This is a genomic window from Sphingomonas sp. Ag1 (assembly GCF_000980895.1).
Taxonomy (GTDB): domain Bacteria; phylum Pseudomonadota; class Alphaproteobacteria; order Sphingomonadales; family Sphingomonadaceae; genus Sphingomonas; species Sphingomonas panaciterrae.
Genome location: NZ_LAZX01000094.1, coordinates 282351 through 302173, shown reverse-complemented (window position 1 = coordinate 302173; position 19823 = coordinate 282351). Strand labels below are relative to the sequence as shown.

The window sequence follows — 19823 nt, the reverse complement described above, 5'->3', positions numbered from 1 at the left end:
GCACGGCGCCCGCCGATACGCCCGGCGCCGTGCGGGGCAATATCCAAACGTGGTGCGCAGAAGCACCAACCTACGTTAGGGATCGCGCCATGGCGATATATTCCCTGCTTTACGTCAGCAAAAGCTGCCTCAGGCTCCCCCAAGAAGAGGGCCGTGTGGCGGACATCGTCGCGGTATCGCGTCGACGCAATGTGGCGCTGGAGGTGACCGGCGCGCTGATGTTCGTCGAGACGCATTTCGCGCAGGTGCTGGAGGGGCCCGGAGCGGCGGTGATGACGTTGATGGAGAGCATCAGGGCCGATCCACGGCACACCGACCTGACGGTGATCGATACGGAGACGCTGGTGCGGCGGCGCTTTGCCCGCTGGACGATGGCGTATGCCGGGCCGCGCATGCTGGTCGAGGCGCAGATCGCCCCCGTGCTGGCGCTGGCCGCGGGGAATGGGTCCCCCTTCGCACCGGGGGACCTGATCGCCCTGATGCTGCAATTCGCCTCGTTCGAGGATTGATCCGCGACTCACTGGGACGCGGCTAACCTGTGTCAGGCACAATGGGTGGCTCTTCGGCGCGCGGCCCGCGTTGACCCGGGCATGTCCAAACCCTCGCCTTCTCGACGTGCCAGGCTGGCCGTCATCGTTGCCGGGCTGGTCGCGGCGATCTGGATCGTGATCTTCCTTGGCATGAACCTGAGCAGCAAGAAGACCAAGGATCGCACGCCCGATCCGGTCGCGCCGGCGACGCGCAATGGCTAATCCGGGCGACGCACGGCGGGCGTTTCAGATCGGTTGACCGGGTGAAGACCGCGCGGTAACGCAGCGGCACGGCGGACGTCCTGCATGGACGGGTCGCTGCCACGTCAGGATCACTGACCGGGCGGGTATAGCACAATGGTAGTGCAGCAGCCTTCCAAGCTGAATACACGGGTTCGATTCCCGTTACCCGCTCCACCCCTTTCCTCATTATCGCGGCAAACGGCGACAGCCAGCTATTCGTGCGCCGTCATGGGATTGTGCCGGAACGCGTAGAGACGCTGCGCAAGCAGGCGGCCGACGATGTGATCGTCGACCGCCATTCACGTGCCTTTCGGTTCGACCTTTCAGCCGAGCGGAGGATCAGGCCGCTTGTGGCGTCTTGCGCGCCGAGGCGGTCCAGATCTGGTCGATCGCCTCGCCCAGTGCCTTGTCGAATTCCGCGTCGGTCATGCCGTGGCGCAGATCCTCGAGCAGCGCGCGGCTGAAGCTGGCGATGACGCCTTCGTTCTTGGCAAGTTCGACACAGGCCTCTGGCCGCTTGAACCCGCCCGACAGCGCGACGACGCGCAGGACGCGTGGGTGCTTCACCAGCGGCAGGAAGAGGTTCGGCTTGGTCGGCAGCGACAGCTTCAGCATGACCTTGGCGTCGCCCGGCATCGCGTCGAGCGCCTTGGTCAGTTCCTCGAGCAGGATCTGATCCGCCTCGGCACGCTCCGGGCTCTTGATGTTCACTTCCGGCTCGATGATCGGCATCAGACCGTGGCTGAGCACCTGCTGCGCCACCTCGAACTGCTGCGCGACGACCGCGGCGATCCCCTCGCGATTGGCGAGGTTGATAACCGACCGCTCCTTGGTGCCGAAGATGCCAAGCTTCGCCGCGCGGTCGAGCAGCGCATCGAGGCCCGGCATCGGCTTCATCAGCTGAACGCCGTTCGCCTCATCCTCCAGGCCCTTGTCGATCTTCAGGAACGGCACCACGCCGCGGTCCTGCAGCGCCTGCGGCACCGGCTTGCCACCGGCTTCGCCATCCATGGTGCGTTCGAACAGGATCGCGCCGATCACCTTGTCACCGGTGAAAGCGGGCGAGGTGATGATGCGGCTGCGCATCTGGTGGATCAGGCCGAACATTTCCTCGTCGTTCGACCAGGCGCCCTCTTCGATGCCATAGCCCTTCAGCGCCTTGGGCGTGGAGCCGCCGGACTGGTCGAGAGCGGCGATGAAGCCCTCCCCGTCAGCGATCTTGGCGGTCATCTCGGCAGGCGTCATGGACAGTCCCCTCACAGGTTTTCGTTGCGCCGGCTCAATATGGACGATCCGCTGTTTTGACCAGTCGCGATCGGGGGGGCGTCGGCGAGCAGCGCGCGCAGCCGATCGGCGATGACGCCGGGTCCGAACGGCTTTTGCACGATATTCTCCTCCGGCACATGCGCGAGTGCCGCGAGATCCGCATAACCCGTGACGAACACGATCGGCAGGTCCGGCCGGCGTTCGAGGACGCGCGCGGCGAAATCAGCGCCGTTCATGCCCGGCATCGCGAAATCCGCAACGACCGCGTCGATCGCGCCGGCATCCCCGATCATGCCCAGTGCGATCGCGCCCGATGCCGCCTCCAGCACGGAGCATCCGGCCTCGCGCAGCTCCTCCGCCGTGACGCTTCGCACCGCATCATCATCGTCGAGCACCAGCACCATGCGCCCGACGATGTCGGCCACCTCCCCCACCTTCTCGGCGGCGACCGCGACCGGTTCGACCAGCGCGGCGGCACGCGGCAGAAAGACGCTGACGGTGGTCCCCACGCCGGGCGTGCTGTCGATCCGGACGCCGCCGCCCGACTGTTTGGCAAAGCCGAATACCTGCGGCAGGCCGAGCCCCGATCCCTTGCCGACCTCCTTGGTGGTGAAGAATGGCTCGAACACCTTGGACAGCACCTCGGGCGTCATCCCGCTGCCGGTGTCCGACACCGAGACAGCGACGGAATCGCCGGCCGCCGGCTCCTCGCTGCGCGACGGTGGGCCGAGCGTGACGTTGCGGGTTGCGACGGTCAGCGTGCCGCCCACCGCCATCGCATCGCGCGCGTTGATCGCGAGATTGAGGATGATGAGTTCGATCTGCGTCGGATCGACCAGCCCGGGCCACAGGCCCGGCATCAGATCGGTCTCGATCGCGACGCCGCCGCCGAGCGTGCTTTCAAGCAGGCCCTGCATCCCGCTCACCACCTCGTTCAGTGAGACGACGCGCGATTCCAGCCGCTGACGGCGCGAGAAGGCGAGCAACTGCCCGGTCAGCTTCGCGCCCCGCTCCGCCGCAGTGCGCACGTGGGCGAGCCGCTGACGGGTCTTGTCGTCCACGCCGATCTTGTCGAATGTTCGTTCGATCATCGCCACGTTGCCGAGCACGACGGTCAGCAGGTTGTTGAAATCATGCGCGATGCCGGAGGTGAGCTGTCCGATCGCCTCCAGTCGCTGCATCTGTGCGAGCCGCGCCTCGACCTGCTCGCGCTCCGCGATCTGCTCGGTGAGCGCGGCGGTCCGCTCCTCCACCCGATGTTCTAGCGCCTCACCGGCGAGATGCGCCTCGGTCACGTCGATGCCGCAGCCGACATAACCCTCGAACGTGTCGCCCAGCTTGCGCGGGCGCGCCTCGATATGGAACCAGCGATCGGTGCCGTCGGCGGTGCGCAGACGCACGTCGCGGGAGAAACGCGCCGGCTGGAGCAGATGGCGGCGGCCAGTCTTGACGAAGGCGGCCATGTCATCGGGATGGACGATGCAGCCCCAGCCCTTTTCCTGCAGGTCATCGGCAGTGACGCCCAGCATGGTGCCGAACGCCTGGCTGGCAAAGACCACCTGCCCCTCCGCGTCGTTGATCCACACCAGCGCGGGCAGGCTGTCCGCCAGGGCCCGGAACCGCACCTCGCTTTCGCGCAGCGCGTCGGCGCGGCGTTCGCGCTCGGTAACGTCGATACCCTCGACGAACACCCCGGCGACCCGGCCCTTGGCGTCGGCGATCGGCTGAAACACGAAATCGAGGATGCGGTTTTCCGCCGGCCCGTCCGGCGTACGTTGCAGCCGTACGTGAAGGTTCTCGCCGCGGAACGGCTCGCCCGTCGCGACGACATTGTCGAGGATGTCGATGAACCCCTGCCGCGCCACATCGGGCAGCGCCTCATGCAGGGGGCGGCCGATCACTTCGCGCTCTCCGACCAACTGGAGGTAGGACGCATTGGCCAGTTCGGTGATGTGCCCGGGCTCCCGCAGCACCGACATGAAACTGGGCGCGTGATCGAACATCTGCGCCAGCCGTTCGCGATCGGCCATCAGGGCACGCGCCGCGCGCACCTGCTGCGTCGTTTCCGACACGATGCACAGCACGCCACCGATCGAACCATCGGACAGGCGAACGGCGGAATAGGAGACGTTGAAATACACCTCCTCGCCGTAGCCGGCGCGCTCGATATAAAAGGGCCGGTCGCGCGCGGTGTAGGTTTCGCCCGTATCGTGCACGTGGCGCAGCAGCGGTTCCAGGTCAGCCCACAGCTCGGTCCACGCCTCACGCGCCGGACGGCCGAGTGCGCGTGGATGCTTGTCGCCGATCGTCGGGGCATAGGCATCGTTATAGATGGCGCAATAATCCGGGCCCCAGAACAGCACGATCTCGGCACCCGCGGCGAAGATCGTGCTGGCCACCGTCACCAGGGTCTCCGGCCATTGTTCCGGCGGCCCCAGCGGAGATTGGCTCCAGTCATGGGCGTTGACAAGCTGGCCCATCTGCCCGCCAGCTGCGAACAAAGCGGCAAGACGACCGTTGTTGGACGGTGGATCATCCATGATAGCTGCGTAACCCAGCGCGGCGCCGGGGCAAAGTAGATCAATCGCGGATAGCGTCAGGAAAGATACGGGTATCAGATGCAGACACGGTTCACTTCGATACACCACCACCGGATGCTCCGCGTGGCGGCCGCCACGCCGATCGCCAGCGTCGGCGATGCGGCGGCGAATGCGGCAGCGACGATCGCGCTCGCCCGCCGCGCGCATGACCAGGCGGTCGACCTGGTCGTTTTTCCGGAACTGAGCATCACCTCCTACGCGATCGACGATCTTCACCTGCAGACGGCGCAGCAGCTGGCGACCGTGGAGGCGTTGCAAGCGGTGACGAAGGCGACCGAGGATCTGGCGCCGACCCTGCTCGTCGGCGCAGCGCTGCCCCGCAATGGCCGCCTGTACAATTGCGCCGTGGCGATCGGGCGCGGCCGGATCCTGGGCGTCGTGCCCAAGACGTTCCTGCCCAATTACCGCGAATATTACGAGAAACGCTGGTTCGCGAGCGGCGCGGGGATCACTGGCGAGACGATCATGGTCGGTGAACAGGAAGTGCCGTTCGGCACCGACCTGATCTTCGCCGCGGCCGATCTGCCGCACTTCATCTTCCATGCCGAAATCTGCGAGGATTATTGGTCGCCGACGCCGCCCTCGACCGCGGGCGCGCTGGCCGGGGCGCTGATCTGCTGCAACCTTTCGGCGTCCAACGTCGTGATCGGCAAGTCGCGTGAGCGGGCGATGCTGTCCGCTTCGCAATCGGCGCGGGCGATCTGCGCCTATGTCTATTCCGCCGCGGGGCCGGGCGAAAGCACGACCGACCTCGCCTGGGACGGCCAGGGTACGATTCACGAACTGGGGGAACCGCTGGCTGAATCGACGCGCTTTGCGCTCGAGCCCGAACTCGTCATCGCAGACATCGACGCGGAGCGGCTGATCCAGGAGCGGATGCGCAACGGCACTTTTGGCGACGCCGCGACCTTCTCCGGCCATCCGGAGAAGCGCTTCCGGCGCATCCTGTTCGATCGCCGCCCGGACTTTGCCGATGTCGGGCTGCAGCGCGCGATCCGCCGCTTCCCCTTCGTGCCGGATACGCCGGCGCGGCTGGACGAGGATTGCTACGAGGCCTTCAACATCCAGGTCGAGGGGCTGCTGAAGCGGGTCGCCGCGACCGGGGTCGAGAAGCTGGTGATCGGCGTTTCCGGCGGCCTTGATTCGACCCATGCGCTGATCGTCGCGGCGAAGGCGATGGACCGGCTGGGGCGACCGCGCACGGACATCCTGGGGTTCACCATGCCCGGCTTCGCGACCAGCGAGGGGACCAAGGGCAATGCCTGGCGGCTGATGCGCGCGCTGGGGATCACCGCGGAGGAGATCGACATCCGGCCGGCGGCGCGCACCATGCTGGAAGGGATGGGTCATCCGTTCGGCCGCGGCGAGCCGGTCTATGACGTCACGTTCGAGAATGTGCAGGCGGGGCTTCGCACCGATTACCTGTTCCGCCTTGCGAACCAGCGCAACGGGCTGGTGGTCGGCACCGGTGACTTGAGCGAGCTGGCGCTTGGCTGGTGCACCTATGGCGTCGGCGACCATATGAGCCATTACGGCGTCAACGCCGGCGTGCCCAAGACGCTGATCCAGTTCCTGATCCGCTGGTGCATCGCGACCGATCAATATGATGCGGAAACCGATGCCGTGCTGGAGTCGATCCTGGCGCAGGAGATCTCGCCCGAGCTGGTACCCGCCGACGAAAGCGGCGCGATGCAGAGCACGGAGGACAAGATCGGCCCCTATGCGTTGAACGATTTCTTCGCGCATTACGTGCTGCGCCACGGGCTTGCGCCGTCGAAGATCGCGTTCCTGGCATGGCATGCGTGGCGCGATATGGACGCAGGCCGCTGGCCGATCGGCTATCCCGAGGAAGCGCGCACCAGCTATGACCTCGCCACCGTCAAGCTGTGGCTGGAGCGGTTCCTGGTGCGTTTCTTCACCACCAGCCAGTTCAAGCGATCGGCGCTGCCCAATTCGCCCAAGGTATCTGCCGGCGGCTCTGTGTCGCCGCGGGGCGATTGGCGCGCGCCGTCGGACGGTACCGCCAACGCCTGGCTTGCCGAACTGGCCGCCAACGGCCCGTGATCCCCCCCTTGCGGCAACGCGCCGTTTACCCACTGCTGATACCTGCTGCACATGGAGGATGATCGGACGTCGCGCTGGGCGCAGGCTTTGCGCCTGGGCTGCGGCTACTCCATTCTGGCGGCGGGGACGCTTGCGCTCACGCGATTCGATGGCGGCGTTGCATTCCTGTGGATTGCGACGGCGCTGTTGACTGCGCGTCTGACGGTGCTTCCCGCGCGAGAATGGGGCCCGCCGATCGCGGCGTGCTTCGCTGCCTCCGTCGCAACCTCGGCGATCTGGGGTTTCGGCGGCGCGACCGTCGTTCCGCTGGCGACGATCAACATGCTGGAAAGCGCGATCGGCGCGACCTTTCTGCGGCGGCTGGTTCATCGTGCGGAAGTGCTCAATTCACACCGCTGGCTGATCGTTTTCATCGCGGCGAACGGGATCGCCGCGCCCTTGCTGACCGCGGTGCTGGCGGGAGTGACGGTCTCCGCCACCCTGGGCGAACCGTTCCTTGGCAACGCCCTTCACTGGTATAACGGCCACGCGCTGGGCACGCTGGCGTTCATGCCGATCTTCATGCTGTGCATGGACGGCGAGGCCGCCCGGATGGTCCAGCGGATGAAGGGGCGCAAGCTGCTCGAAATGGGGGCGCTGCTGGCGCTGGTCGCCGTGGTGAGCGCGATCACATTCGTGCAAAGCACGGCGCCGTTGCTGTTCCTGCCGATGCTCCCCGTCGTGCTGGCAACGTTTCGTGGCGGAGCGCTGTCCTCCGCGGCGTCGATCGTGATCCTGACGCTGATCGGCGGCTTTGCCACGCTGAACGGCCATGGTCCGGTGGCGCTGAGCGATGCGCCGCTGGGCGCGCGCATGCAGTTCCTGCAGCTCTATATCGCCTGCACGATGCTGACGATCCTGCCGGCGACGGCGGAGCTTCAACAGCGCGCACGGCTGTTCCGGCGGCTGAGCGAGAGCGAGGCGCGCTATCGCATCCTCACCGAGAGTTCGACCGACATCGTCGTCAACATCGATCGCCATGGCCGGCTGCAATTCGTCTCCGCCTCGATCCGGCAGGTCAACGGGCGCGATCCGGAAACACTGATCGGCAAGCCGTTCAGCGCGCTACTGAAAGCCGACGATCTTGCGCGGGCGCAAACGCTGTTCCGCCAGATCATGGACGATCCCGAGATGATCGGCGTCCAGGAGTTCCGTGGTAAGACGCGCGAGGGCGAGGACCGCTGGTATGAAACGCACAGCCGCGCCGTCATCGATCCCGCGGGGACGGTGACAGGCATCGTCTGCTCCGTGCGCGACGTGACCCACCGCAAGGCGGCGGAGGAGCGGCTCGCCCGCGCCGCGCTGACCGACCCGCTGACCGGGCTGATCAACCGGCGGGGACTGGACGAGGAACTGGAGAAGCGGCTGGCGTCAGGCGCGGGCGGCTGCGTCGCGCTGCTCGACCTCGACCATTTCAAGCAGGTCAACGATACCTACGGCCATGCCGCAGGTGACGAGGTGCTGCGCCGCTTCGCCACGCTGGCGCGGTCGAGCATTCGCGACCAGGACATTATCGCGCGGCTGGGGGGTGAGGAGTTCGCGATCATCCTGCCCGACGCGACGATCAACCAGGCGCATCTGGTGTGCGATCGTGTGCGGCGCGCGATCGGCGATGCGCGGGTGCGCGTGGATGACAATGTCATCGGCATTACCGTCAGCGGCGGCGTGGCGACGTATCGCGGGCATCAGACGGCAAGCGACGTGCTGCGCAACGCCGATCGCGCCCTCTACCGCGCGAAGAACAGCGGGCGCGATCGCCTGGCGACCGCCGCCTGATCCGCCGTCTGCCCGTGCCACTCGGGTTGGTGGCTGAGGTGCGCGCTTGCGTCCGGCCGCATCGCTCGACACGGTGGGCGAAGACACAAGAACGAGCAGGAGAGCGAGGCGCATGGCTGATCAGGATCCATCGATCCATGAATTGAGCCGCACATTGGGGCTGGTGCGGGTGGTCGAGATGAACCCCGAAGGCCGCGCGACGCTGGAATATCAGGCGGGCACGCACATGTGCCATTCGGGCGGTGTCGTGCAGGGCGGGTTCGTCACCGGATGGATCGATGCGGCGATGGCGCACGCCGCGATCGCTATGGGCGGACCGGATGTGTCGCCGATGACGCTGGAACTGAAAGTCAGTTTCTTCGCCCCTGCACGCCCCGGCCTGGTCGTGGCCGAAGGCTGGGTCGAGCGGCGCGGGCGCAGCACCTGCTTCTTCGAAGGGCGGCTGACGGATGCCAGCGGCAAGGTGCTCGCCAAGGCCAGTTCGACCCTGATGCTTGCCTCGCGCGAGCGGGTGGAGCAGGCGGCGAAGAAGGCGGTCGGCTGACCCGCCCTCCCCGCCGCCGCCCCGTCGGCGCGGCGCTCAGGCGTTGCGCGCCATCAGGCCGCCATCGACCGGAATTATCGCCCCGGTGACGAAGCTGGCCGCGGGCGCGCACAGGCTGGCGGTCATGAACGCCACTTCCTCGGGCAGGCCATAGCGGCGCAGCGCGGTGCGGCGGGCGGCATAGACCTGCTTCGCCTCGTCGGGGATGCCCTGCGTCATGCCCGTCTCGATCGGGCCGGGGCAGATGCAATTGACCGTGATGCCGGACTTGCCCAGCTCCACCGCCAGGCTACGCGTCAAGCCGATGACGCCGGCCTTGGCGGCGGAATAGGCGCTGAACCCCGCCGTCGCGCCCAGCCCCTCGGTCGAGGCGATGTTGACGATGCGCGGGTTCGCCGCCTTGCGCAGGTGCGGCAGCGCCGCGCGGATCATCCGCTGCTGCGCGGTCAGCAGAATGGCGAGGTGCCGGTCCCATTGCGCCTCATAATCGGGGTCGTCGATCGACAGGTTGGCGGAGATGCCCGCATTGTTGACGATGATGGAGAGGTCGCCAAAGGCGGCTGCGCTTTCCTCCACCACGCGGGAGATCGCGGCTGGATCCGCCACGTCGCATGACCAGGGCTGCGCCGACAGCCCCTCCGCCACAATCTCGTCAGCGACCGCCTTGGCATTGTCGAGCGTCACGTCGGTGACCGCCACCTTTGCGCCCGCACGCGCGAGCAGGACGGCGGTGGCGCGCCCCATGCCGCTGCCGGCGCCGGTCACGATTGCCCCTGCCCCGTCGAGCCGCGCGGTTACCGCTGGTATAGCCCGCATCATCCTTCTCCCCTGCCGTTATTGGAATGGTCGTTGCCGAATCGCTTTTGCGACAGCGTTACGGGAAATGGCGGAGCGGTTGAACGTCGCTGCGGCTACTTCAGCCATCCGCCGGTGAACCCGGCGCGCTGGAGCCCGCGCCGAAGCACGGGCGACTTGCGCATCACCTTCCAGACGAATTCGTCGCGGTAATTGCCGGCCTGGATGATGACCGGCGCCTGCCCCAGCGCCAGATAGTCGCGCGCCATCCAGCCGTTTTCGGCGCTGACGTTGCCGGTCGTGACCTTTTGGTCGGTGTAGCGGAAGCTGCGATTGTACCCGCCGAGCAGGCCATATTCGCGGTAAAGCCCCGGCACCGCCGTCAGCGCGCGTGCGGCGGGGATCACGATTTCCGACGCAAACGGCAGGCTGCCGAGCGCCGCGGTCGCCGCGATCGTCCCGTCGTCGCGCTCGCCGGGCTGATCGAGCGGACCGCGGGGGCCATAGCCGTAGAAGGTGCGCTTCTCGCCCTTGAACGGCAGGCTGAACGCGCCCGGCCCCTCGCTTTCGGCAATGCCCCACAGGTCGGCGGAATAGCCGTCCCATTTCATCGGGTTGCTGATGCAATACGCGCGGTTGGCGTAGGTCGCGCGGCGGCTGTTCTCATGATAATCGAACCCCGCGCCGCGCATCACCGTGTCGCGGATGCCGCGGAAGTCGATCCACATATGGCTGTGCTGATGGCCGGTCAGCGGACCATAGGCGAGATGGCGGGTTTCGCCCTCGCCGCGCCAGTAGCGCACGTACGGCGCGCACCATGCCTCCCACGCGCCATCCTCCGCCGGGTGCCGGCCTGAACCCAGCGACAGCAGCACCGCCGCCATGCCATTGCCATAGCCCTCGACGCCTTCCTTGCCGAAGCCGCTTTCGGGCCGCCACGCGCGTGCAATCGCGGTGCCGCCATTCTGCATCCACAGCCATTCGGCCCGATCCGCGATGTCGACGCCGAGCCGCCGGATTTCCTGCTCCTCCGGCGTGTCGCCGGTCCACCAGCCGGCGGCGAACAGCATCCCCATGTTGAGCAGGGCATGGTCGACGCTGGAAATCTCCGCCTTGCCGCGCCGCACGCCGGTCTTCATGTCGAGCATGCGATAGAAGAAGCCGCGGTTGCCGCTCATCCCCTCGGCGTCGTCGCCTTGAGGCGCGCTGTCGAAAAAGCGCAGCGTCGCCAGCGTCAGGTCCCGCGCCAGGTCTCGCTTGATCCAGCCGCGCGCGACCGCGATCGGCCAGATCGTCAGCGCGCAGCCGACCGCCGCGATGCTCCCCGCGCTGGGCGATGGCCAGCGTTCGGGCACCAGCCCGTTCAGCGGGTTCACCGTGTCGCGGAAATAGCGAAAGGTGCGATATTCGATCTCGGCATAGAAATCCGGCAGCGGCAGCGCGGGCGCCGCGGCGCCGATGCTGAGCGGTACCGCCGGATCCTTGCACCCCGCCACCATCCCCGCGAGCCCGAGAGACGCGTTCGCGAGAAACAGGCGACGATCAAGCATTCACGACTCCGTTACCGTGGTGGCCCGCACGACCAGCTCGGGGGTGATCCATTCATCGGCTGCGCCCGTGTCGCAACCCTCCAGCGCATCGATCAGCCGCGCCGCCGCGCGCGCACCGACTGCGGTCATGTGCACGCGAATGGTGGTGAGCGACAGATAGCCTGCAAGCGGCACGTCGTCGAAGCCGCACACGGCGACATCCTGCGGCACCGCGCGGCCGGTCTGGTGCAGCGCGCGAAGCACACCCACGGCCATCAGGTCATTGCCCGCAAAAACGGCGTCAAAGGCGACCCCGTCATCGTGCAGACGCGCGATCGCGGCCTCGCCCGACGGTTCGGTGAAATCGCCGGGAACGACAACAAGATCGATGTCCTTTGGCAAAGCGGCACGGAAACCGTCCAACCGCTCCTGCGCGTCGGTGTTCCCATCAGGCCCGGTGATATGCACGATCCGTTTGCGGCCGAGCGCCGCGAGATGCCGCGCCATCGCCTCTGCGCCGGCCCGATTGTCGATCCGCAGGCTTACCCCATCGTGTGCGCGCGGCGTGTTGATCATCACCGTCGGCAGCGTGGGCGGCAGAAGATCCTCGATCGCGACCGAGCCGGCATAGGGCGCCATCACGACGAGACCATCGACCCGCCCGTGCATCGTGCGCAGCGCCTTGGTCGCATGATCGTGATCGGCATGGATGTTGGACAGCAGCAGATGGTAGCCGCGCGCGCTCGCCTCGCGATCAAGCCCGCGGACCAGTTCGGAGAAAAACTCGCCATGAAGATCGGGCAGGACGACGCCGATCGCATGGGTGCGCGCCAGGCTCAGGCTGCGGGCGCCGGCATGCGGGACATAGCCAAGCTCCTTCGCCGCGGCGAGGACACGGGCGCGCGTGTCCGGGTGGACATTGGCAAGGTTGTTCAGCGCGCGCGACACCGACGCCACCGATACTTCGGCCCGCCGCGCGACGTCGCGGATCGTGGCTCCGGCCATTGCTCGCCCCCTCAAACTTGCAACCTGATGGCCGTGCCGTCTACGTAACCGGTTACAAAGGCGTCAACGGCAATCCACGTCCGAGCGCAATTGTGAACGTTCTCATTTTGACCACGTGCTGCTTTGCGCCGTGAAGGGGAGGAAAATGGTCGATCATCGGGTGTCGCGGCGCGCCGCATTAGGCGGAGCGGGTGCAATCATGGCATGGGCGGCAAGCCCGGCGCGCGCATTGCTGCAATCCCCCAACCTGACGATTCCGGCAGCGGTCGACGCATTGCTGCCGCGCATGACGATCGAGGAAAAGGCCGGACAGCTCGACCTGATGGTCGCTGCCTGGGCGGGCGGGATCGCCACCGCGCTGAACCCGCCGTCGACCGGCACCACCACCTTCGAGACGCAGCTGGCGGATGCCGTTGCGGGAAAGATCACCGGCGTCTTCAACGGCAATGGCGCGCGGATGGCGCAGCGCATGCAGCGCGCGGTGATGCGCGAATCGCGGCTGAAGATCCCGCTGATCTTCGCCGCCGACATCATCCACGGCTATCGCACCATCTTCCCCGTGCCGCTGGCCGAGGCGGCGAGCTTCGATCCCGCACTTGCCGAACAGACCGCCCGGATCGCCGCGGTGGAGGCGACCGCGGCCGGGCTCGACTGGACCTTCTGCCCGATGGTCGACATTTCGCGCGACCAGCGATGGGGCCGCACGATGGAGGGGGCGGGCGAGGACGTCCGGCTCGGCATGCTGTTCGCCGCGGCGCGGGTGAAGGGCTTTCAGGGACGGGATCTCACCGCGCAGGACGCGATGATGGCGTGCGTCAAGCATTTCGCCGCTTATGGCGCGGCGGAAGGCGGGCTCGACTATAATACGGTCGACGTGTCCGAACGCACGCTGCGCGAGGTGTACCTGCCGCCGTACAAGGCCGGGTTCGATGCCGGCGCGCTGAGCGCCATGGCGTCCTTCAACGAGATTTCGGGCGTGCCGGCGCATGGCAATCCGTGGCTGCTCGACACGCTGCTGCGCCAGGAATGGGGCTTCGAAGGGATCGTCGTCGGGGATTACACCGGCGACGAGGAGATGATCGCGCACGGCTTTGCCAAGGATTCGCGCGACGCGGCGCGGATCGCGTTCATGGCCGGCGTCGACATGTCGATGCAGAGCAACAATTACGCCCGCTTCCTCCCCGGTCTGGTGCGTGACGGCTTGGTGCCGATGGAGCGGCTGGACCAGGCGGTGCGCCGGGTGCTGGCGGTGAAGCATCGGCTGGGCCTGTTCGACGATCCGTTCCGCCGCATCGACGCGAAGCGCGAACAGGCACGCACGCGCACCAGAAGCCACCTCGCCCTCGCGCGTGACGCGGCGCGCAAGTCGATCGTGCTGCTGAAGAACGAAGGCAGTCTGCTGCCCCTGCCCCGCACCGGCCAGAAGGTCGCGATCATCGGCCCGTTTGCGGACGACAAGCATGACCTGAACGGCCCCTGGGTGATCTATGGCGACAATGCCCAGTCGATCGACCTGGCACAGGGTGTGCGCGAGGTGATTGGCGCGTCCAACGTCACCGTGACAGCCGGGTCGAAGGTGGACGAGCCGCTGCCCGGCGGGATCGAGGCCGCGGTCGCCGCCGCCAATGCCGCCGACGTCGTGCTGCTCGCGATCGGCGAGGCGGAGAATATGTCGGGCGAGGCACAGTCGCGGACCGACATCGTCGTCCCCGCGGCGCAGCAGGCACTGGCCGAGGCGGTGGCGAAAACCGGCAAGCCCGTCGTCGTCCTGCTGAAGAACGGCCGCGCGCTGGCGCTGCAGGATGCGGTGAAGGATGCGCCGGCGATCCTCGTCACCTGGTTCCTAGGCTCCGAAAGCGGCCGGGCGATCGCCGACGTGCTGTTCGGCGCCTATAGCCCGTCGGGCCGCCTGCCGGTCAGCTTCCCGCATGAATCCGGGCAGCAGCCTTATTATTACGATCACAAGCCGACCGGTCGACCGGGCGGTGACGCCGTTGCGCCCTATCGCGCGACCTACCGCACCGCGCCAAACACCGCGCTTTATCCGTTCGGCCACGGGCTCACCTATGGCGACATCACCTATTCGGGGCTGAACCTGCCCGCGACGATGGGGGGCAACGGTGCGCTGACTGTCTCCGCCACGATCACCAACAAGGGCCAGCGTAGCGCCGAAGAAGTGGTGCAGCTCTATATCCGCGATCGCATCGGCAGCACGACGCGCCCGGTTCGCCAGCTGAAGGCATTCCGCAAAATCGCGCTCGCCCCCGGCGCCAGCGAGGTCGTGACCTTCACGCTGCGGCGGCCGGATCTGGAGTTCATCGGCGTCGACCTGAAGCCGACGGTCGAGCCCGGCACCTTTGACCTGTGGATCGCGCCGTCCGCGCAGGCAGAGGGCGTGCACGGGCAGTTCGAGCTGCTCGCCTGACCCCATCCGCCAGCCACCACCCGCCAGCCGCCGCCTGCGGGTGATGGCTGGCGCGAGGGGCGATCAGCCGGCGGTCGGCCTGATCCCCATGCGCCGCAGCCGGGGGGCGACCATTGGCGTCGTCAGCATCGTGCTCAGCACCGCCATCAGCAGCAGCGCGGTGAACGTCTCCGCGCTGATGATCGCGCGGTCGAGCAGTATGTTGGCGAAGATGATCATGATCAGCGCCTTGGTCTGCAGCAGCCACCCGATCAGTCCCGCCTCCCCGCGCGGCCATTTCAGGATCCGCCCGGCAAGCTGAACCCCGGCCAGCTTCCCGGCAACGGACGCCGCCAGCAGCACCAGCGCGCCGCCCAGCACCGCAACCCCGCCCATCGACCAGTCCGTCCGCAGCCCGGTGGAGAGGAAGAAGACCGGCATCACCGCCAGCAGCAGCGTCGCACGAAACTGGTCCATCCGCGCCTGATCGAACCAGCGCGCGTCGATGATCGCCCCGGCCAGAAACGCACCGACCATATAATGCAGCCCGGCCCAATCGGCGGCGAGCCCGCAGGCGGCCAGCCAGATCAGGCTGGCGTACCAGCGATCGGGCTCCGCCAGCCGCCGCATCACCATCCTGACCAGCGTCGCGGCGACCGGAAACAGCAGCAGGAAACCCGCCTGCCGCCCGACCCGCTCCCAATCGAGCAGGATCAGCGCCAGCACGCCCCAGATCGCGATATCATCGAGGCTGGCATAGCGCAGGATGCGCTGGCCGAGCGGGTGGCGAAGCACCGCCATCTTCTCCAGCAGCAGCACCAGGATCGGCAGCGCAGTGACGGCGCAGGCCATGCCGATGCCCAGCACCACCTGCCATCGTGCGCCCTCCGCGCCGGCCCAGCCGTCACGCCAGCCAAGCAGCAGCAGCGCCGCGCCGCAACCGATCGCCAGCGGCACGAACAGCGCGCAGGACGCGGTAACCAGCGTCTCGCGGCGATGCTGCCAGGCCGCGCCAAGGTCCAGCTCGACACCGGCGACGAAGACGAACAGCATCACCGCCCACCAGGCGATGCCGTTCAGCGCGGTGATGACCTCAGGGTTGAACACGCTGGCATGCCAGGCGGGGAAAAGCGCGCCGAGGATCCCGGGCCCGAGCAGGACGCCGCCGATGATCTGCACCACCACCAGCGGCGCGTAATAATCGGTGCGGGCGACCCGCCACAGCAGATAGGGCGCGCTGAAGACGATCAGCATCGCCACCAGGAACAGTTCGGTCGTCGTCATCACCCGCCCCCCAGGGAAGGCCGCGCTATCGAACCGGCCGTGTTATTCCGCAAGGGCGCACAGTGGCTTGGCCGATCAGGCAGTGATCCAGTCGCGCCGGCGGATGCCCTGCGCCCAGAGCAACGCGGTCAGATCATTATGGTCGATCCGCGCCGCCGCCGCCGCCGCGACGATCGGCTTGGCGCGATAGGCGACGCCCAGCCCGGCGATCCCGATCATGGCGAGGTCATTGGCCCCATCGCCGACCGCCAGGGTCGCCGCCTCGGGAAGGTCCATCGCGGCGCGCGCCTCGCGCAGCGTGCGTTCCTTGGTACCGGAATCGACGATCGGCGTCGCCACCTTGCCGGTCAGCGCGCCCTCCGCGACGAGCAGCTTGTTGGCGATCACGCGGTCGAATCCGATCTCGGCGCCGACCGGCTCGGCAAAGGCGGTGAACCCACCCGACACCAGGATCGTCGTCGCGCCGCGTGCGCGCATCGTGCGCACCAGCGCGACCGCGCCGGGCATCAGCCGCACGCGTTCCGCGCGGCAGCGGTCGATCGCGCTCGCATCCAGCCCGCGCAGCAGCGCCACGCGCGCGTCCAGCGCCGCGGCGAAATCCAGCTCGCCGCGCATTGCCGCCTCTGTAATCTCGGCAATCTGCGGCTTCAGCCCGGCGTAATCCGCGAGCTCGTCGATGCATTCGACGGTGATCATGGTCGAGTCCATGTCCGCGACCAGCAGCCGCTTCTCGCGACGCGCCGCTGGCTGAACGACGACATCGACGCCGTCAGCTGCACCCTCCAGCGCGGTGCGTGCGGCAGCCGGGTCGGCGGTGATCGCAATGTCCGCCGCGTCACCCTCGTCCAGCCATTCGGGCGTCCCGGGCGCACATCCGGCGTCCGTCAGGCGCGCGACGGCGTCCGTGAGGGTCTGGGGCGACAGGCGCCCTGCTGCTATCAGCGTTGCGGTGAACAAACGGCACTCCCTTCCGACGCTGGCGCTCATTGCAGGGCCGACGGCCAGCGGCAAGTCATCGCTGGCGCTCGCGCTCGCCGAACGCACCGGCGGCGTCATCATCAACGCTGATGCGAGCCAGGTGTATCGCGACCTGTCGATCATCACCGCGCGCCCCTCACCGGAGGACGAGCGCCGCGCCGAGCATCGCCTCTACGGCTATGTTGACGGCGCGGAGGGGTGGTCGGCGGTCCGCTGGGCGCAGGATGCGCGCGCGGTGATCGCGGAGGCGCATGGCAGCGGCCGCCTGCCGATCCTGACAGGCGGCACGGGGCTCTACATTCGCACGCTGCTCGACGGCATCGCGCCCGTGCCGGAGATTGATCCTGCGATCCGGGAGGAGATCCGCGCGATGCCCGTGGCGATCGCCTATGGCGAGCTGCAATCACGCGATCCCGCCGCGGCCGACCGGCTCGCGCCCGGCGACACGGCGCGCATCGCCCGCGCGCTGGAGGTGGTGCGCTCGACCGGTCGACCGCTGGCCGGGTGGCAGGCCGCGCGCAGCGGCGGGATCGGCGACGCCGTCACGCTCGCCCCGCTGATCGTGCTGCCCGATCGCGACCTGCTCAACCAGCGGATCGACGCCCGGCTGGGCGCGATGTTCGATGGCGGGGCGGTCGAGGAGGTCGCGGCGCTGCTCGCCCGCAGCGACGTCGATCCCAGCGCGCCTGTCCGCCGGGCGATCGGGGTGGAGGACATTGCAGCGATGCTCGCCGGCGACCTGTCGCGCGATGAAGCGGAGGCGCGGACCGCGCTCGCCACCCGCCGCTATGCCAAGCGGCAATATACCTGGTTTAGGCACCAGCCGCCGGCGGACTGGCCACGCATAAACAACAGCGATACGATCAATCTGGAATATTATTTCAAGACGGAGCCTTGACGCGCAACTTTTGCGACCGTAGCGCCGCCCGACCCATCCAGCCGGGTGCGTATAGTAAAGAAAGGAATTTCAACGTGACTGAGAAAAGCGGAGCAGACATCCTGGTCGAGGCGCTGTGCGATCTCGGCGTGGAGGTCATCTTCGGCTATCCTGGCGGCGCGGTCCTACCGATTTACGACGCCCTTTTCCGGTCCAAGCGAATTCGTCACATTCTTGTACGCCACGAACAGGCGGCGACCCATGCGGCGGAGGGCTATGCCCGTTCCACCGGCAAGCCGGGCGTGGTGCTCGTCACCTCGGGCCCGGGCGCGACCAATGCCGTCACCGGTATCACCGACGCGCTGCTGGATTCGATCCCGATGGTGGTCATCACCGGCCAGGTGCCGACCGCATTGATCGGATCGGACGCCTTCCAGGAGGCGGATACCGTCGGCATCACGCGCCACTGCACCAAGCACAATTATCTGGTGAAGGACCCCGCGCGCCTGGGCGAGGTAATCCACGAGGCGTTCCATATCGCCACGTCCGGCCGCCCCGGCCCGGTGGTGGTCGACATCCCCAAGGACGTGCAGGTCGCGACCGCCAGCTATACGAAGCCCGGCCCGATCCAGCACAAGACCTATCGTCCCGCGCTGAAGGCGGAGCGCAGCGGGATCGAGCAGGTCGTCGACATGCTCGCCGCAGCGGAGCGCCCGATCCTCTACACCGGCGGCGGCGTGATCAACTCCGGCCCGGGGGCGTCGCAGCTGCTGCGCGAGCTGGCGCGGATCACCGGCGCGCCGGTCACCTCGACGCTGATGGGGCTTGGCGCCTTTCCCGCCACCTCGCCGCAGTTCCTGGGCATGCTGGGCATGCACGGCACCTATGAGGCGAACATGGCGATGAACCAGGCGGACCTGATCGTCGCGATCGGCGCCCGGTTCGACGACCGTGTTACGGGGCGGCTCGACGCCTTTTCGCCCAACAGCCGCAAGGTCCACATCGATATCGACCGGTCCAGCATCAACAAGACGGTGCGCATCGACCTCGGCATCGTTGCCGATGCGGGCCATGCGATGGAGGACATGATCCGCGTGTGGAAGGGGCGCCAGCATCCCAAGCCTGACACTGCCGAATGGTGGCGGCGCATCTCGGGCTGGCGTGCGGTGCAATGCCTGAACTTCCCCAAGGATGATGCGGTCATCATGCCGCAGCGCGCGATCCGTTCGCTGTGGGAGGCGACCCATCAACGCGATCCGATCATCACCACCGAGGTCGGCCAGCACCAAATGTGGGCCGCGCAGCATTTCGGCTTTGAAAAGCCGAACAAGTGGCTGACCTCCGGCGGGCTCGGCACGATGGGCTATGGGCTTCCCGCGGCGATCGGTGCGCAGCTCGGCAACCCCAAGGCGTTGGTCATCGATATCGCGGGCGAAGCCTCGATCCAGATGAACATCCAGGAACTGGCGACGGCAACGCAATATCGCCTGCCGGTGAAGGTCTTCATCCTCAACAATGAATATATGGGGATGGTCCGCCAGTGGCAGGAGCTCACCTATGAGAGCCGCTACGCCGAAAGCTATTCGGACTCGCTACCCGATTTCGTGAAGCTGGCCGAGGCCTATGGCTGGAAGGGAATTCGTATCGAGCATCCCGACCAGCTGGATCAGGGGATCGCCGACATGCTCGCGCATGATGGCCCGGTGATGGTGGATTGCATGGTGGCGAAGCTCGCCAATTGCTTCCCGATGATCCCCAGCGGCGCCGCCCACACGGACATGATCCTGCAGGCGAACGAAGTATCGGGGACGATGGACGACGAGGCCAAGGCGCTCGTCTGATCCGCCCGTCTGATCCGGTCGTGCGGCGGCCGGCTGCGGCCGCCCACC

General features: G+C 67.3%; 15 protein-coding genes and 1 tRNA gene. 9 read left to right on the top strand and 7 right to left on the bottom strand.

The annotated features are described in order from the left end of the window. The first annotated feature begins 89 nt into the window (after window positions 1-89). The 3 genes from XM50_RS14230 (at window position 90) to XM50_RS14225 (ending at window position 947) form a co-directional block, all read left to right on the top strand. On the top strand, window positions 90-509 hold the full coding sequence (locus XM50_RS14230) for a BLUF domain-containing protein (RefSeq protein WP_046410411.1): 420 nt from the start codon (window positions 90-92) through the stop codon (window positions 507-509). Between the two features lie 81 nt (window positions 510-590). Continuing rightward, window positions 591-752: a hypothetical protein gene (locus XM50_RS20145; protein ID WP_156167259.1), complete on the top strand. Its 162-nt coding sequence runs from the start codon at window positions 591-593 to the stop codon at window positions 750-752. 121 nt (window positions 753-873) lie between these two features. Further along, a tRNA-Gly gene (locus XM50_RS14225) sits at window positions 874-947 on the top strand. Window positions 948-1112: 165 nt separating this feature from the next. Here XM50_RS14225 and XM50_RS14220 read toward each other — a convergent pair. Further along, window positions 1113-2018: a fructose bisphosphate aldolase gene (locus tag XM50_RS14220; protein WP_046410409.1), complete on the bottom strand. Its 906-nt coding sequence runs from the start codon at window positions 2016-2018 to the stop codon at window positions 1113-1115. A gap of 11 nt (window positions 2019-2029) precedes the next feature. Continuing rightward, the gene (locus XM50_RS14215) at window positions 2030-4579 is read right to left on the bottom strand and encodes a PAS domain-containing protein (protein ID WP_082103081.1); all 2550 of its coding nucleotides are present in this window, start codon (window positions 4577-4579) and stop codon (window positions 2030-2032) included. Between the two features lie 78 nt (window positions 4580-4657). Here XM50_RS14215 and XM50_RS14210 point away from each other — a divergent pair, with 78 nt between their 5' ends. The 3 genes from XM50_RS14210 to XM50_RS14200 all read left to right on the top strand — a co-directional run bounded on the left by XM50_RS14210 (window position 4658) and on the right by XM50_RS14200 (window position 9062). Further along, the gene (locus XM50_RS14210) at window positions 4658-6703 is read left to right on the top strand and encodes an NAD(+) synthase (RefSeq protein WP_046410408.1); all 2046 of its coding nucleotides are present in this window, start codon (window positions 4658-4660) and stop codon (window positions 6701-6703) included. 51 nt (window positions 6704-6754) lie between these two features. After that, complete coding sequence (locus XM50_RS14205) at window positions 6755-8518, top strand: sensor domain-containing diguanylate cyclase (RefSeq protein WP_046410407.1); 1764 nt, start codon at window positions 6755-6757, stop codon at window positions 8516-8518. A gap of 112 nt (window positions 8519-8630) precedes the next feature. Then, window positions 8631-9062, top strand: a complete 432-nt coding sequence (locus XM50_RS14200) for a PaaI family thioesterase (protein WP_046410405.1) — start codon at window positions 8631-8633, stop codon at window positions 9060-9062. A gap of 36 nt (window positions 9063-9098) precedes the next feature. Here XM50_RS14200 and XM50_RS14195 read toward each other — a convergent pair whose 3' ends face one another. From XM50_RS14195 to XM50_RS14185, 3 genes are all read right to left on the bottom strand, one after another. After that, a complete protein-coding gene (locus tag XM50_RS14195; RefSeq protein ID WP_046411700.1) occupies window positions 9099-9878 on the bottom strand; it encodes an SDR family NAD(P)-dependent oxidoreductase in 780 nt (259 codons plus the stop codon). Between the two features lie 95 nt (window positions 9879-9973). Then, complete coding sequence (locus tag XM50_RS14190; RefSeq protein ID WP_046410403.1) at window positions 9974-11407, bottom strand: glucoamylase family protein; 1434 nt, start codon at window positions 11405-11407, stop codon at window positions 9974-9976. After that, window positions 11408-12391, bottom strand: coding sequence for a LacI family DNA-binding transcriptional regulator (locus XM50_RS14185; protein WP_046410402.1), 984 nt, complete (start codon window positions 12389-12391; stop codon window positions 11408-11410). Between the two features lie 145 nt (window positions 12392-12536). On the opposite strand from XM50_RS14185, the gene XM50_RS14180 reads away from it, so the two are divergent. Beyond that, window positions 12537-14816, top strand: coding sequence for a glycoside hydrolase family 3 N-terminal domain-containing protein (locus XM50_RS14180; RefSeq protein WP_046410399.1), 2280 nt, complete (start codon window positions 12537-12539; stop codon window positions 14814-14816). Between the two features lie 63 nt (window positions 14817-14879). On the opposite strand, the gene XM50_RS14175 is transcribed toward XM50_RS14180, so the two are convergent. Both XM50_RS14175 and serB read right to left on the bottom strand, forming a co-directional pair. Next, on the bottom strand, window positions 14880-16079 hold the full coding sequence (locus XM50_RS14175; RefSeq protein ID WP_046410398.1) for a cation:proton antiporter: 1200 nt from the start codon (window positions 16077-16079) through the stop codon (window positions 14880-14882). A gap of 75 nt (window positions 16080-16154) precedes the next feature. Next, window positions 16155-17036: a phosphoserine phosphatase SerB gene (serB, locus tag XM50_RS14170; protein WP_046411698.1), complete on the bottom strand. Its 882-nt coding sequence runs from the start codon at window positions 17034-17036 to the stop codon at window positions 16155-16157. Here serB and miaA point away from each other — a divergent pair. After that, on the top strand, window positions 17029-17955 hold the full coding sequence (gene miaA, locus XM50_RS14165; protein WP_046410396.1) for a tRNA (adenosine(37)-N6)-dimethylallyltransferase MiaA: 927 nt from the start codon (window positions 17029-17031) through the stop codon (window positions 17953-17955). The two genes, serB and miaA, sit on opposite strands and share 8 nt — an antisense overlap. A gap of 74 nt (window positions 17956-18029) precedes the next feature. Continuing rightward, window positions 18030-19775 carry an acetolactate synthase 3 large subunit gene (locus tag XM50_RS14160; protein ID WP_046410394.1) on the top strand — a complete coding sequence of 582 codons (1746 nt, stop codon included), beginning with the start codon at window positions 18030-18032 and terminating at the stop codon, window positions 19773-19775. Window positions 19776-19823 lie beyond the last annotated feature (48 nt).